Raw genomic sequence first — 15,281 nt, 5'->3', positions numbered from 1 at the left:
TTTACTAAGGTATATCTGGTGTTTTGCCTTTGCGTGTTTTTTCAGGCAAACGGCAGGGCTCAATCTCTTTTGGCTAAGACAGCTGCTGTGTCTAAGGTAAACCGAACTAGCTTGGGCGAAGGCATCGCGCAGAAAGACCCGGTACTGCTGGACATGGTGACCAAAGCAGGTTTGATGCCCATGCTCACCAACAGCGGGGAATACACCTTCTTTGCGCCTTCAAGCCAGGCTTTAGGCCAGCACCAAAACGACTCGCCGGAACAACTCAGAAGCTTTTTGGAGCAGCACATTGTGAAAGGAACCCTCACCACCGAGGACCTGCGCGATGGCGCCGACATAAAATCAATGGGCGGAAACAGCCTGCGCGTCTGCCGCAAAAAAGGAACGCTCATGGTGAGTGGCCTGCGGCTGATGAAATCAGACCAACTCTATATGAATGGCGTCTGGCACCAACTCAGCGGAGCCATTCCACCACCTACTAACGCACTTTAGATAACGACACGTGTGAATGCAAAAGGGTCTACCATAGTGGTAGACCCTTTTGTTTTTGGCATATTTCAAGCGCCCGTTTTAGAGCCGATTTCTGGAAAACGGCTCCAAAATAGCTCCAAAACGAACTGGCGGGATGTAGCGCTTACCTGATGTTTCCGGATTCTACCTTCCGCTCAATAACAGAAACGGCCGAAGCCCCAAAGTACCCGATGGCACCGTTGCTGATGTTGCCCGGAGCGTTGGCCGGTGGGGCATCAAACGGCCCGCCGGTGTAGTACTGCATGCGGGAGAGCACCCGGAAGAACTCATAGCCGGGCCGGTCCAGGGAAAGCATCTCCACCTTCATCACATCTCCGTCTTCCAGTTCAATGCCAATCTCGGGGTCGCCGTAGTTGCCATCGTAGAGGTCATCGTTGATGGCCACTATTTCTTTGTCGCGCTTGCCGTTCACGTAGATGTTGAACTTGTAGAGATCGCCTTTGCCGGCGGGCTCTTGGAAAAAGATGGTGGCGTAGTATCCCTCGTCTACCTCGGCGGTGCCTTCTTTGAAGTGGTAGGTCAGGGAGTCAAGGGTGCTCACGGGTTTCAGGAAGCTGCTGGCGGTGTACTCCTGCCCGTTCAGCTGCACGTTGAGGTGGTACGTGTTGCCGCGTTTGCCTTGCAGTTGGGTTGTCTGGTACAAACCGTTGCCTTTGGCTTGCAGAATCTCCTCAAAGCCCTCATTGTCTTTGATACGTACCACGGCATTGTCAAAGCCGGCCGCCGGACCTTGGGTCAGGTAGCCTTTGGAAGAGGACAGGCGCACGGTGTAAGGGCCCGGCTGATCGGTGACCAGCCCTTCTATCACTACTTTGGCGGACTCTTCGGGTAAATCGTAGTCAATGACTTCCTCACAGCTGCTGAACAAAAGCAAGGAGGAAAGCAGGAAAAACAAATATCTTTTCATGGTCTATTCTAGGTAATTCACTTAGAAATTGAAGTTGTAAGTAATAGCCGGGATGATCCCGAACATGTAGGTTTTTACCGCCTCGGTCTGGGCCGTATTGTCCTCGTTTTCTCTAAAAGCGATGGAAAACGCGTTTTTGCGGTTGTAAGCATTGTAGAGTGAGAGGCTCCAGCTGCTGTCATGCTTCTTGCCGGTTAGGCTTCTGGGTCGGTCATAGGTTACCGCTAAGTCCAAGCGGTGGTAAGCGGGCAACCGGAACCCGTTGCGCGAGGAGTAGATAGGATAGGAGTGCCCCTCGTACTCAAAGCGGCCCACGGGCATAGTGGTGGCCCCCCCGGTAGCGTAGGTCCAGTTGGCCCCGAAGCTCCAGCGTTGGTTCAGTTGGTAAGTAGAAACCACGTTCACCGAGTGACGACGGTCGTAGCGTACCGGGTAGGCCTTGCCGCCGTTGATGCCGGGCACCGTGCGGTCAGTTTTAGACCAGGTGTAGCCAATCCAGCCGGTGAAATCGCCTTTCTGCTTGCGCAGCATAAACTCCGCGCCGTAAGACGTGCCCGAACCACGCAGCAACACCGTGTCAATGCGGTTGTTCAGGAACACATCAGAATTGTCTTTGTAGTCAATCTGGTTCTGCATCCATTTGTAGTACACCTCCACCGAGGCCTCAAACATGTTGTCTTGGAAGTTTCGGAAGTACCCGGCGGCCACTTGGTCAGCGATCTGCGGTTTGGTGTAGTGGTTGCTGGGCACCCACACGTCAAAAGGCAGCGAGGCGGTGGAGTTAGACAACAGGTGCAGGTACTGGCGCATGCGGTTGTAGGAGGTCTTCACGGAGCTTTTCTCATCTACCTGGTACTTCGCTGAGAAGCGCGGCTCCAAGCCCCTATAGTCTTTGATGACTTCCAGAGAGCCGTAGTCTTTGCGCCCGATTTTGGTGAAACCGTCCTCAGCGTACTCATACACGGTGCCTTTGCCCACGTTCGCGAAATAAGAGAAGCGCAGGCCGTACTCCATAGAAAGGCGCGACGTGATCTCATACTGGTGGCTCAGGTACGCGGCAGTTTCTAGGGCGTTTGATCCGTCTAACCTGATCTCGTTGAAGTACGACTCGGGGCCTGGTTTCACTACGCCCGGCTGGAACCGGTGGAACGTGCCCATCCACCCAAACTTGAACTGGTGCTGCGGATTGAGGTAGTAGGTGTAGTCGTTTTTGAGGCTGTAGTCAATGATGTGCGAGGTCCAGGTGAACTCAGAAGATTTCTCTTTGGAGCCCAGCGAGTAGTCAAAATCTGAGAAGATGAGCGTGGTATTGGTGAACAGCTTGTCGTTAAAGAGGTGGTTCCAGCGCAGAGTGGCCGTGGCGTTGCCCCAGTCAAACGCACCGGAGTTGTTGCCCGCCACATCGCGCCCGAAGTACCCGCTCACGAACAGCCTGTCCTTCGGACCCAGAATGTAGTTGGCTTTCAGGTTCAGGTCGTAGAAATAGAGCTGGTTGTCTTTGATGCCTTCGTCTGAGCTGAGTTTGAAAAATACATCAGCGTAGGTTCTGCGGCCCGAGAGGATGAACGAGCCTTTGTCTTTCACGATAGGCGCTTCCACGGTCAGGCGGCTGCTGAGCGTTCCGATCCCGCCCGAGGCGGCGAACCGTTTGCTGTTCCCTTCTTTCATCCGGATGTCCAGCAGCGAGGACAACCGGCCGCCGTGCTCCGCGGGGATGCCGCCTTTGTAGAGCTGCACGTCTTTGATGGCATCGGCGTTGAACACGGAGAAGAAGCCCATGAGGTGGGAGGCGTTGTACACGGGGGCCTCGTCCAGCAAAATCAGGTTCTGGTCCACGCCGCCGCCGCGCACGTAGAAGCCGCTGGTTCCCTCACCGGCCGTCTGTACGCCCGGCGTCATCTGGATGGCCTTGATCACGTCCACCTCGCCCATGAGGGCCGGCATTTTCTTGAGCTCGGCGACCTGCATTTTCATGGTGCTCATTTCCATGCTGCGCACGTTCTCGTCTTTCACATCGGTGCTGGTGACCACTACTTCCTGCAGGGCGGTCTGGTCACTTTTAAGCTCGATGTTGAGTTTCTGCGGAGAAGAGAGCGCCACCATCTGGGTGTGCGTGACGAAGCCCAGGTAGCTTACCACCACGGTGTAGGTGCCTTGTGGCAGAGTGAGGGAGAAGAAGCCGTATTCGTTCGTGGCGGCGCCCACGCCGGAGAGCTCGCGCACGCCTACGGTGGCGCCAATGAGGCCTTCGCCGGAGGACTGGTCTTTCACGTAGCCGCTGAGGGTGAGTTTCTGTTGGGCATTTCCTGACAAAGGGAGAGCGAAGAGGAAGGTGCAGAAGAAAAGCAAGAGAAGCTTTCTGCAAGACGATTGGTAAGGAAGAGATTGCATGATACTGTTTAAGCAGGTATTCTTCAAAAGACCGCGAAAACAGCCATCACCCCTACATAGGAGAATATTAATATTCTGTTAAGAAGACCAACATGCGCAATTTGTCTCTGAATGGGTTTGGGTTGTAGACTAACTGCCGGGCTGTTTTAGAGGCGTTTTCAGTTAAACAGGCCCAAAACCGGGTAGGGCTGAAAAAATATATAGGTTGGGAAGCAACCCTTCATGGGCGTGACTCATCTTTAGAATGAAACGTAACGCTACCACTCCCATGAAAAAAACCAACTTGTTCCCATTACTGGCTGTTTTGGCCCTTATTGCTTCCTTGTCGTCCTTCAGAGGAGCCAATCGTACTGCCTTTGATGAGCAAACCCGTAACCTGCCGGCTTTCCATGAGATAGGGCTGGCGTATCCGGCCAATGTGATCCTGCGCCAGGGCGGTACCCAGAGCGTGAAAGTAGAAGGAGACAAAGACCAGTTGGCAGACTTGGAGACGGAGGTGAAAAATGGCCGCCTGTCTATCAAGAGAAAAGACGAGGACAGAAACTGGAACTGGTCCTCGTCGGGCAATGACCGCGTGACCATCTACATCACTGTGCCGCAGGTAGACCACCTGGCGGTCAGCGGCTCCGGGAAGATCAAGGGAGAGGGTACTTTCAAGGCTAAATCACTGGATCTGGCGGTGAGCGGCTCGGGCGGCATCCAGCTGAACGCTAACGTAGAAAACCTGTCCAGCCGCATCTCGGGGTCTGGCAGCGTGGAACTGAAAGGCGAAGGCCAGGAGAGCACCATCTCGGTGAGCGGCTCAGGTTCCATGAAAGGGTATGAGTTCAAGACCAACTCGGCCCAGGTAAGCATCAGCGGCTCGGGCTCCTGCGAGATCAACGCCACTTCCTCGCTCAAATCCAGCATCAGCGGCAGCGGCCGGGTTTCGTATGAAGGCTCGCCCAGCGTAGACAGCCGCGTGAGTGGCAGCGGCACCGTGAAGAAACGCGGTTAATTCAAGCGATATCAGCCGTACCGGAGGGCATTAGACAGACATCGTTCTAGCCTTGTTTTCCGGAAATCGGCTTTAAAACGGCTTAATTGCTAAAGGTCTTATAGGCAAAAGCCAAAGTGTAAGGGAAATCGGGCTGCATTTCTTCAGGTTTTTGGATCTGATGTTTGTAGAGAGACGTGAAATAAAGCCAACGATTTCCCTTCACTTCTGGTGAACCACCGGGCATGAAGGTAGGCTATTTGCCTGAAACCCGATCCATACTTTTCCTGTTTTTAGCCCCGTTTCCCAGAACTGTGTTCAAAGAAGCGGGGCTTTTTCTTGCCTCTACCTCAGGCACCTAGAATAGGGGTAAGGCTCTGGTTGTTGGTCTTTAGGGGAGATTCTTCAGACCTACGTTTCTATGAAAACCTTCTTTTCTTCAGTGCTGCTGCTTTCTGTGCTGTTGGTCCAGACCGCCTGCATGCGGGCCTATGAACCAATTGCCTCCAGTGACCGATTGTCTTCTCTTCCCACGCCCGGCCACAGCCAGGAAGTGGAGGTGTTTTTTCCCGGGGAACGGCCCACTGATACCGCCTATGTGAAAATTGCCGTGGTGGAGGAGAAAGCAGAAGGCGAGGTGGCGTACGCGAAGTTGGTAGAGCAGCTCAGAAACAAAGCGCAGAAACAAGGCCTGGACGCAATCCTCATCCTGGGCAAAACCCAGGGTACCCAATTGAAAAACGATGCCACCTTGTTTGAGGTCATTCTGGAGATAGCCTCCGGCGATGAAATCAAGGACAACTATTACTCTGTTACAACCCATGAACTGAGCGCCGTGGGCATTAAATACAAACGCAACCTGCAGTACCTTCCCCAATACGTGCAAAGCAAGCGCCTTTACGCCCTGGAGCAAGGCCAGGAACTTCTGCTGGCCACGGTGGCCGTTGACCACCTGGGACAAGACCAGAAAGTAACGTACCAGAATGTGAACGATACTCCTACCTACCAAGGGTTCGTGCACCGCTATAGTTTAGACCACCTTTTGAAGGAACAAGGCCCCAAATGGCATTACCTGGAGGAGAACGGGTTGGTGGTAAGAAGAAAACTCATGAGCCTAGATGGCAGCGGCCCAATCAAAAACATCAAGATCAGCTACAATGCCGCCCAGTTACCTGAGAAGCTGGAAATCCGTCATCCGGTAATGGCCCAGCCTGAAATCCTCACCATCACTTACAATGCGCAGGGGCAGGTCACCCAGAAGCTCATCTACCGCAACAAGCAGCTTGTCTTGCAGGAAACCAACACGTATGATGCAGCCGGCAAATTGGTAAGCACCCTGCATGAGAAAGTGCAGCACGGTGCGGTCCTTCCTTTCCTGAAAACCGTGTACGATTACTACAACCTGCTTTCCCTGAACTGATTTCAATTTAGTTGTTTTAGGGCTCCTTTTCTGAAAAGAGGCCCTAAACCGATTGGAAGGCTACTGCAGCGTACGGCCCCTGAACAGCAGGAAACCTACGTGCCCGAAGACACTCCAGCGGTTCTCGTCATTGTCATAGTGGATGAAATGCAGGGCCGCCGGCCCGATGGGTAGGTGTAGAATCACGCCGGTGCTGGCCGTGACTCTCGGCCGCTCAAACCCTTTGGCTCTGATGGCTTCCTGCATGGGGCCTTCTTCCAGCGGTCCGTGGATCACGTGTACGTAGGTTTCGGTGCGCCATTCAAACTTGGTCAGTAAGGTGGCAGAATAGCGCAGGCCCGCGGCCCCGTACCGGCTAGCGCGGTACTTGTCCAGGAACAGGGTGCGGGAATCTGGCAGCGGCGCAAAGATGGGGGAAGTGTTAACCGATGACCGGTAGTTGGAGAAGGTGCCCTGCGTGCTGACCACCCCTTCCAGAAAATAGCCCCACGAGCTTCTATCATTGTTAAAAGGGAAGTACTCTTCCAGCGAACCAGAGATTTGCAGCCATTGGTGATCTGCCGTGCGCCTGTCCGGATTCAGGGAGGTGGTGCCTGGCTTGTACGCCTCTTCACCTTGTACGCCGCGGATGCCCATCACCGCCCGGCGGCCTCGGGTGGAGTACATTTTCCGGTTCAGGGAGTTCCGCTCAAACCGCAACGCGGCCGTGTATCCGGTGAAGTCGGTCTCGTCCAGTACGTCTTCAGAGGACACGGTTCTCACGTTCGCGTACTCATCTTCATTGGAGAAATACGAGAGATCCATTACTACCCGGCTCCTGAAATTATGGCTGAACCCGGCTTGCATGCCTAACTTGAAATCGCGCTGGCGCACCTGGGTACTGGCGGCATCGCGGTTAAGGAAATCGTTCACGTCACGGTAATTGAGGGAACTGTACATCACCGAGGGTTCCACATAGAACGGCAGCTTGGCCGGTATGTTCACCCGGAAACCGAACTGCCCCGCGGAGTAGAACCGGCCTATGTTGGCGTTGGCGCCCACCGTGTACAGCAATCGGTTCAGGTACCGGTATTCCAGCCCCAGGTACAGGTTGTCTACCGGCCGGGTACTGAAGACGGCGCCCACCTCGGCGGTGGCGTTGTTGCTCTGCTGGGCGTCAATGCTTAGTTCATATCCGCCAGCCAGGCTATCGAACCTGATGCGCGGGTAGATTCCCTTGAAGAAGTCATTGGCCGCCAACCGGTAGTAGCCTTCCTCAATTTCGCCTATCTCGTATTTGTTGTCTTCGTTTCTCCGGAAGAAGTTGCGCACGTAGTTGTGCTGGTTTTCCTTAAGACCCTGGATCTTGACGCTGGCGAAACGCGGCGGGGGCGCCTGTTTCTGGAACGCCTGCCGTCTTTGCTGCAAACTCACGGAGTCTACCTCGCGCTTGATGCGCTGTTTCATGAGCGGCAACTTCTCCTCGGCGGCTTTCACCCCAATGTCAATCAGATCTTTCACCCGGTCAAAGGCGGTGGTACCGTATCCTTCCAGATCAGGTTGGATAAGGATGCCGTTGGGGCCAACGGCCAAGGTATCGGCTACGTCAAAGCCCAGGAAAACGAGGGAAGAGCTTAACAGTTCATCGTCCTTTTCATGCGGGTATTTTTTGAAGGAGACATCGCCCACGTTCACGCCAATGATGACATCGGGCTTGAATTCTGAGCGCAGCACATCGGTAGGGAAGTTGTTGAACAGGCCGCCATCAAACAGGTAGCGCCCATCGGCCTGGCGAATAGGGCGGAAAGCCAGCGGCACGGCCATGGAATTACGGACGGCATCAGCTAAGGAGCCGCTGCGCTGCACAATCTGCTGGCGCGTGAAGATCTCGGCGGTTAGGCTGCGGTAGGGTACAAACAGCTTGTTGAAGTCATACTTGGAGATGGCCCCGCCCGCCGCCAGCGTAGAAGCCAGGGCGTAGTTCAGGTTCACGTCGCTCACCAGTCCGCTGGTGGTCTGTACTTTGATGCTTTTCTGCAGAGAGATAGGCAACCGTAGCGCCGCCGGCGAAGGGTCTAAGCTGAAGTAGTTGAAGGCGTGTTCCTCCAGCGGCCGGCCAGACACCCAGTACTGGAATTTAGGGGACAATACCAGGTCTTCTATGTCCTGGGGCGAGTAGCCAGCGGCGTACAGCGCGCCCACCACAGAGCCCATACTGGTGCCCACAATGTAATCAATGGGAATGTTGTTTTTCTCCAGCACTTTGAGCACGCCCACGTGGGCCAACCCCTTGGCACCGCCGCCGCTGAGCACCAACCCAACTTTCTGGGCAGAGGCTTGCCAGGAGACAAATAACAGCAGGAACAGGAATACCCTTAATTGAGGTAAGAGTTTAAACATATGAACTACGGGAAATAAATGTAGATAAAAGGCTTGGTGGCATGGCGCTATTTTCCCTTTGGCAGGTGCAGGGCATCATTAAGGGAGAGATGGCCCTTTGTTATACGCTAAAATCCATTCTTAAAGCCGGTTAGCTGCACTTACTACCAGAGGCCTAAAAAGGTTGGTGTTATGGCCTGAAAAGCAACATGATTCCTCCTCTTCATCAAGGATTGCCCTTGAGCAGATAGGGTTTAGCGCATTGAATGGTCCAATTTTCCGGAAAACGCCAGCGTAGAATCGAATTTACAGGAGGATTATTTCTTTTCCTGCAGCGGTACAATCCAAGGGGAAGGCTGATGCGGCAGCCAAGCAACCCCGGCCAGGTTCACGGTAGAGTCTACCAATAACTGAAAAGGCCGTTTGTTGAGGCTCACCTGGGTATGGGCAAACACTTTCACCTCTCTATAACCCTGCTGCCGGTACTTACGCTCCAGGAACTGACAGTACTGCCAGAGAAGGTCTGGGTGCGTGGCTACGGTGCGGGCTTGTTTGGCGGTGAGGTGGTTCTCTGGATATTCCCAGAACAGTTGGTTGTCTGCCAGCACCTTGAAGGAAGCGTAGCCATTTTTGGTGCGTAGCATCATGTGCCAGGACATACGGTGTCCTTCCTCGGTCCAGTTGGGGTTACCCGGAAACCACCAGTGCCGCAGCGGCAGCAGAACCTGTACCAGCAAATGAATGCCCAGAAACCAGAAGAAAAGCCTTTCTCGGGTGCTTATTTCCTGAACAGGGCTCTCACTGGCCGTGAATGCCGGCTTCTTGCGCAGGAACCTTCTTCTAATGGTTTCCGGCGGAAAAAAGAACAAACACAAGGCCAGGGCCAGGTACGGGAAAATACCTATGTGGAAGATGGCCGAGTTAAAGCCGTGGAAGAAGATAGCCATGCAGAAAGCCAAGAACCGGGTACGTCGCCAGAGCAGCAGCGGAACAATGAGCAGGTCAAAGAAGATGCCGCCGTACACCACCAACTTCTGAAACCAGGTCTCCTGGAGCAGTCCACCAATGAGCCAGAAGTGCGATTTATTGGCAAACCAAACCTTGATGGGAATACCCGCGAGCCAATCGGCATTCATTTTAGCAACGGAGGCGTAGGTGTAGACAATCCCCATTTGGGCCACAAAGATGACCAGGCACCACCTTGGGCAGGAAAGGGATTTTAGCTCTGGTTTGCGCCGGGCATCTACGGAGGCGTACGCATGGGCGGGCACCAACAGCATCAAGAAGCAAAGGACCAGCAGCAGGTAGTAGTGGTTGTTGTAGCTGGTTTTCTGCATGAGGTAAGTGCCCCACCAAAGCACCGTGAAAAGAACCATGCTGGCCCGGTAATACAACCCAACCATCACCAGCAAGCCTAGCAGGGCCATGAGGCCATAATAGAAATACATGCCGTTGCCGGGCAAAGGCCTGAGCCACTCAAACCCAATGAACGGGAAAGAGACCGTGGGCTCTACCAGGTTTTTCTTCACCCAACCCGTTATGATAGCGCCCGCCGTCTCCAGAAACAACAGCAAGCCAAACAACCACCTGAACACCACCAAAGGCGCGTTGTCTACCGGTTGCCGGAGCCACGTGAGCAGCGATGGTTTAAGAGTAGGAGCAGTGATGGCGGTAGACATGGGCAACAGTGCTAAAAGACAGGCAGGCTTGGTAAACTGATTTTCTCCCTACGTAGCTTAGGGCCGTGATGCTAAGGTAAAAATACGGTTTTGCCCTGAAAGAAACAGGCCCGGCAGAACTTACTACCGGGCCTGTTTTGAAGGCTTTTTAGAAAATCAGCCCCTAAACGTGCTTAGCGGAGCGGCTTAGGCATAACCGGAAGGCTCTCGTGGCCCTCAGCATCTACTGCCTGCACGGCAAAGAAGTAGTTGTCTTTGGAGTAGGGCAGGGTAGTGGTGGTGCCTTCCACGTAGATTTTCTTTTCCCACATGGGGGCCGAGGTATCGCGCATGAGGATGTAGTAACCCGCTGGGCGCTCGCCTTTGGCCGGGGCTTTCCAGCGCAACTCAGTTTGGTTCGTGAGGTTGCTGGTCACCACACCTACTTCCTCCGGGGAGGATGGGGCCAAGGCCAGGCTGGCCAGGGTAGCCAGGTTCATAGCGGTGTTCTTGCGAACGTACTCAAAGTCCACGTGCTCCGGGAAATCGCCGTAGGCGATGCCTTTCTCGGTGCGCACATCCTGGTGCTGGTAGCGGTAGTTCTCGTTCATCTCACAAACCCTGATGGCCGTGAAACCCGCCTGGCTGAACGGCGTGTGGTCGCCGCCGCGCAGGAAACGGTCGGTGCGGTAGTTCAGGACTACTTCCAGTTGCGGGATATAACGCGAGGTCATTTCTTTCATGTAGCGGGCCAACTGGCGGCTGCGGCTGTCGTTCTCGCCGCCAATGCTTTTGCGCAGGGCGGTCATCTCAGGGGTCTCGAACGCGGGCACGCCCTCGGAGAAGATCCGCACGCGGGTGTTGTCTTTGAGGTTGGTCTCATCAGAGAAGGAGTTCCCAATCATGTCATTGTTGAGCATGGCGACCAAGTTCCAGTTCTCGGCCTTGGCTTTTTCGGCCAAATGCTTGGCGCCGTACAACCCTTGCTCTTCGCCCTGCACGCACACGAAGATGATGGTGGCCGGGAACTGCTGCTTGGCCATGACGCGGGCCAGTTCAATCACGGCGGCGGTGCCGGAACCATCGTCGTTGGCGCCGGGGGCTTTACCGGTCACGTCCATCACATCGGTGTTGCGGGAGTCTATGTGGCCGCTCACAATGAACACGCGGTCATCATTGGGGTCGGTGCCTTTGAGGGTAGCCATTACGTTGGCCATCTCCACGTCTTCCTTGATGCGGCGGCCATCGGCTTTCACGGTGTATTTGTCCTGGGTCACGGTCATGCGTCCGCCCGAGGTGGCGGCGGCTTTCTGCAGCTCGGCTTCGGCCCAATTACGGGCAGCGCCGATGCCTTTCTTCTTGTCTTTGACGGTGCTCAAGGAGTGGCGGGTCTCAAAGCTCACCAAGCCGCGCACCAGGCGCTCCAGCTCCTGCGCCGACACCTGCTCGGTAAGGCCTTTGATCAGGGGATCTGCTTTGACAATGGTTTGCGCCGAGGTAAGGTTAGAAAGGAAAAGGAAGCCCAGGGCAGCGGAACCTGCGCGGGCAAACGAGGAAATAGAAGTAAACATAAATAAGGTGGTGGCTTTGTTTGTATAACCTGACCTGTAATTTCCGGATTATTCCACAAAAACCAATGGCGAAGGCCTATGCAGAAAGCGAAAAACGGTTTTGGGCCTGTTTCTCAGAAATGAGGGCAGAAACGGTAGGGCGCAAAATGTTCTCCGTGGAACATTTTACCGGCAAAGCAACGTGAACTGGTGTTAGTACGTTTTACCTAAACCACCAATTGCAGAAACTATGAGTCAATCCGTGTCATCCATTAAGAGCCCCGCTGTGTCACCCGGCAGAGAATTTCTGGATAGTGTCCACTACTACTATGACCAGGCCGCCCAACATTCCAAGCTTCATCCCGGTATTCTGGCGCAGATCAAGGCCTGCAACAGCGTCTACAAAGTGAATTTCCCCGTGGAGGTAGACGGGCAGGTGCATGTGTTTGAAGGAATAAGGGCCCAGCATAGCCAACACAAGCTGCCTACCAAAGGCGGTATCAGGTACAGCATGCACGTAGACGAAGACGAGGTTGTGGCGCTGGCCAGCCTCATGACCTTCAAGTGCGCCGTGGTGGATGTGCCGTTTGGCGGGGCCAAGGGCGGCGTGAAAATAAACCCCAGAACCTCGTCTGTGGAGATGCTGGAGAAGGTGACCCGCCGGTTTGCCTCTGAGCTCATCAAGAAAAACCTGATAGGCCCGGCCGTAGACGTGCCCGCTCCAGATTACGGAACCAGCGGCCGCGAGATGGCTTGGATTGCCGATACCTACCACACTTTTAAGTTCGGGGAAACCAATGCTTTGGGCTGCGTGACCGGTAAACCGGTGGGCCAGGGCGGTATCCGGGGTCGGAACGAAGCCACGGGCTTGGGCATTTTCTTCGGGCTGCGGGAATCACTGCATGACGAGGCCGTGCTGAAGCCACTAGGCCTCACCAGCGGACTGGCCGGCAAGAGAATCATCATCCAGGGGATAGGGAACGTAGGGTACCATGCGGGCAAGTTCCTGCAGCAGGATGGCGCTATCATCATTGGCGTAGCCGAGCGCGAAGGCGGTATCTACAATCCAGACGGCGTGGACATTGACAGCATCTTCCATTACCGCAAGCAGAACGAGAGCTTTGAAGGGCACCCGGGCGGCAAGTTCATCCCCAACTCCATTGAAATGCTGGAGTACGACTGCGATGTGCTGTTGCCGGCGGCCCTGGAAAACCAGATCCACAGCGGAAACGCCGAGCACATCAAAGCCAAGATCATCGCCGAGGGCGCCAATGGACCTATCACGCAGGAAGCCGAGCGGATTCTGCATACCCGCGGGGTAGTCATCATCCCAGACCTGTACCTGAACGCCGGCGGGGTGACTGTTTCCTATTTTGAGTGGCTCAAGAACCTGTCTAACGTGCGTTTTGGGCGGATGGGCAAACGCGCCGAGGAAGCCAGCCTCAAGCGCCTGGTGAACACCATTGAGAAGACCACCGGTAAAAGCCTCTCTGCCGAGGAAAAGCTACTCATCATCCACGGTGCCGATGAAAAGGACTTGGTGTACTCGGGTCTGGAGGATACCATGATCACGGCCTACCAGGAGATGCGCGAGGTAACCCACCAGGTCAAAGGCATCACAGACCTGCGCACCGCCGGTTTCTACGCCGCCATTGAGAAGATTGGCGTGAGTTACCAGTCATTGGGTATTTTCCCTTGATGGGGAAGAAATGGCCTGTTTACCCATTACCTGTTCCCCGTTTTGGGGCTGTTTAAAGAAAAACAGCCCAAAAACGGGGTTCTGTTTTCAATACCTTTCTGTTTTTACGCTTTCCCGTGTAATTTACCAGAGGCCAAGGCTACTAATACCTTAAACCTTTACGTACTACGGTGGAGAATCCGGCTTTACGCGCAGAATTTGTCAAGCTCATTGCCCAGGATCAGGCGCTGATCCATAAGGTGTGCAGCATGTACTGCCGGGACCCCGAGGAGCGGAAAGATCTGTTTCAGGACATAGTGCTGCAACTTTGGCGGTCCTATCCCTCGTTTAAGCATGAGTCCAAGGTAAGTACCTGGATGTACCGCGTAGCCTTGAACACCGCCGTCTCCAGTTTCCGGAAAGATAGCCGCCGCCCCCACCACGGCTCTCTCTCAGACATGGACCTGCAGATTCCGGCCTCGCCCGATACCTCCGCTGAATACGAATTGAAAATAAAATATCTCTACGCCGCCATTGACCAGCTCTCGCAGGTGGAAAAGGCCATTGTGATGCTGTACCTGGAAGACAAAAGCTACGATGAGATGGCTGAGATCATAGGGATCACCAAATCAAACGTAGGTGTGAAGTTGAACCGCATCAAAGCGAAACTAGAGAAGCTGTTAACCCCGGTGTATGATGAATTTAGATAGCCTCAAAGATACCTGGAAGGTGTACGCGGCCCAAGCGGCGGCGGAGCACCAGGTGACCGAGCACCAGATCACAGGCTTGCTCAAGGCCCGTACCGAGAACGCCTTGACCAAACTTAGACGGAACATCTACTTTGAGTTGGTGGTGCAGGCCTTTACGGTCATACTGTTTGGGGTGTGCGCGGTGCTGGTGAAGGAAGACACGGCTTTCCAGGTCTTGTGCGTGGTGGTGATGGTGGTCTGCCTACCGTTTCTGGGCTATTTTTGGGCAAGGCTGTCTTATGTGAAAGGCCTCAACGTGACTACTGCCAATCTGCGGTCCACCCTGCGCAACCTCATTGAGATGCTCACCGGCCTCACCAAGCTCTACTTCTGGACGAACATGCTGCTGGCGCCCATTGGGTTGGCGGTTGGGCAACTGGCTTATCTCAAACTGGCCAAAGGCATCAACATTTCGCACCTGCCCTGGGAGCAAATGTATCTGCGCCTTATCATCGGGTTTGTCATTGGCGCGGTGCTGGGTTATTTCTTTTTGAAGTGGTACATCCGGCAGATGTTCGGGGGCCATCTGAAGGCCTTGAAAGCGGCGTATAGTGAGTTGGAGAGTGTGGAAGTGGCGGCATAGCCGAGGTATTCATTATTTTCTTTAAGCCTTTTTTGGCTCGATTTCGCTAGTTTTCTCAGGCAGCGAAGTTCCTGCTGTTAGGTTAGCCATCTTCTTTTTCTTTTTGCGCTCGTAGTCCGCTTGTGCTGGCGTGGCGCCGCTGTTTGCGTGGGTGCACTCACTGTGCTGTTGCATAGCTGGGCTCCGAGCGCTCACGGCCGCGAGGCCCCGCCTTCCGGCATCGCGCTGCGCCAGCTTCCTTTGCTCCTTTCAGTCGCAATGCCTTACGGCACCGGAACCTGACAAGGCGCTCAACCGAAAGGCTGGAAATAGGAATGCTTACTAAGCGGAGACTCTCCCCTTGAGGGGGCGAAGGGGGGTGTTTACACCTGCTGGTAGTGGCGTTTGCTCTCTACTTACCATGGTTCAAGTCTGTGACTTGGACCTACCATGTAGGCAGTTTGTAACTGCCGTTTGGCACAGGCCTCAGTTCTAGGTGTC

11 protein-coding genes are annotated in these 15,281 nt (G+C 54.5%); 6 read left to right on the top strand and 5 right to left on the bottom strand.

The features are described 5' to 3' along the window. The first annotated feature begins 87 nt into the window (after positions 1-87). Positions 88-492, top strand: a complete 405-nt coding sequence (locus FOA19_RS07065) for a fasciclin domain-containing protein (RefSeq protein ID WP_190300308.1) — start codon at positions 88-90, stop codon at positions 490-492. Positions 493-634: 142 nt separating this feature from the next. On the opposite strand, the gene FOA19_RS07060 is transcribed toward FOA19_RS07065, so the two are convergent. Next, complete coding sequence (locus FOA19_RS07060) at positions 635-1,438, bottom strand: DUF4249 domain-containing protein (RefSeq protein WP_149090039.1); 804 nt, start codon at positions 1,436-1,438, stop codon at positions 635-637. A 21-nt stretch (positions 1,439-1,459) separates the two neighbouring features. Continuing rightward, a complete protein-coding gene (locus FOA19_RS07055; RefSeq protein ID WP_149090038.1) occupies positions 1,460-3,829 on the bottom strand; it encodes a TonB-dependent receptor in 2,370 nt (789 codons plus the stop codon). Between the two features lie 268 nt (positions 3,830-4,097). Between FOA19_RS07055 and FOA19_RS07050 the strand changes: the two genes are divergently transcribed. Further along, complete coding sequence (locus FOA19_RS07050) at positions 4,098-4,826, top strand: head GIN domain-containing protein (RefSeq protein WP_190300307.1); 729 nt, start codon at positions 4,098-4,100, stop codon at positions 4,824-4,826. Between the two features lie 400 nt (positions 4,827-5,226). Further along, entirely contained in the window at positions 5,227-6,225 is a 999-nt protein-coding gene (locus FOA19_RS07045) for a hypothetical protein (RefSeq protein WP_149090036.1), read from the top strand. Positions 6,226-6,285: 60 nt separating this feature from the next. On the opposite strand, the gene FOA19_RS07040 is transcribed toward FOA19_RS07045, so the two are convergent. From FOA19_RS07040 to FOA19_RS07030, 3 genes are all read right to left on the bottom strand, one after another. Further along, positions 6,286-8,604, bottom strand: coding sequence for a patatin-like phospholipase family protein (locus tag FOA19_RS07040; RefSeq protein ID WP_149090035.1), 2,319 nt, complete (start codon positions 8,602-8,604; stop codon positions 6,286-6,288). Between the two features lie 296 nt (positions 8,605-8,900). Then, positions 8,901-10,262 carry an HTTM domain-containing protein gene (locus FOA19_RS07035; RefSeq protein WP_149090034.1) on the bottom strand — a complete coding sequence of 454 codons (1,362 nt, stop codon included), beginning with the start codon at positions 10,260-10,262 and terminating at the stop codon, positions 8,901-8,903. Between the two features lie 173 nt (positions 10,263-10,435). Continuing rightward, positions 10,436-11,812, bottom strand: a complete 1,377-nt coding sequence (locus tag FOA19_RS07030; RefSeq protein ID WP_149090033.1) for a M20/M25/M40 family metallo-hydrolase — start codon at positions 11,810-11,812, stop codon at positions 10,436-10,438. A gap of 229 nt (positions 11,813-12,041) precedes the next feature. On the opposite strand from FOA19_RS07030, the gene FOA19_RS07025 reads away from it, so the two are divergent. The 3 genes from FOA19_RS07025 to FOA19_RS07015 all read left to right on the top strand — a co-directional run bounded on the left by FOA19_RS07025 (position 12,042) and on the right by FOA19_RS07015 (position 14,801). Beyond that, positions 12,042-13,490, top strand: a complete 1,449-nt coding sequence (locus FOA19_RS07025) for a Glu/Leu/Phe/Val family dehydrogenase (protein WP_149090032.1) — start codon at positions 12,042-12,044, stop codon at positions 13,488-13,490. 170 nt (positions 13,491-13,660) lie between these two features. After that, positions 13,661-14,179 (top strand): RNA polymerase sigma factor, encoded by a 519-nt coding sequence (locus tag FOA19_RS07020; protein ID WP_149090031.1) that lies wholly within the window; start codon positions 13,661-13,663, stop codon positions 14,177-14,179. Further along, on the top strand, positions 14,163-14,801 hold the full coding sequence (locus FOA19_RS07015) for a hypothetical protein (protein ID WP_149090030.1): 639 nt from the start codon (positions 14,163-14,165) through the stop codon (positions 14,799-14,801). Before FOA19_RS07020 ends, FOA19_RS07015 begins: the two co-directional genes overlap by 17 nt. Positions 14,802-15,281 lie beyond the last annotated feature (480 nt).

It is taken from the genome of Rufibacter hautae (genome assembly GCF_008271695.1).
GTDB classification, from domain to species: domain Bacteria; phylum Bacteroidota; class Bacteroidia; order Cytophagales; family Hymenobacteraceae; genus Nibribacter; species Nibribacter hautae.
This window is presented reverse-complemented; position numbering and strand designations above follow the sequence as displayed.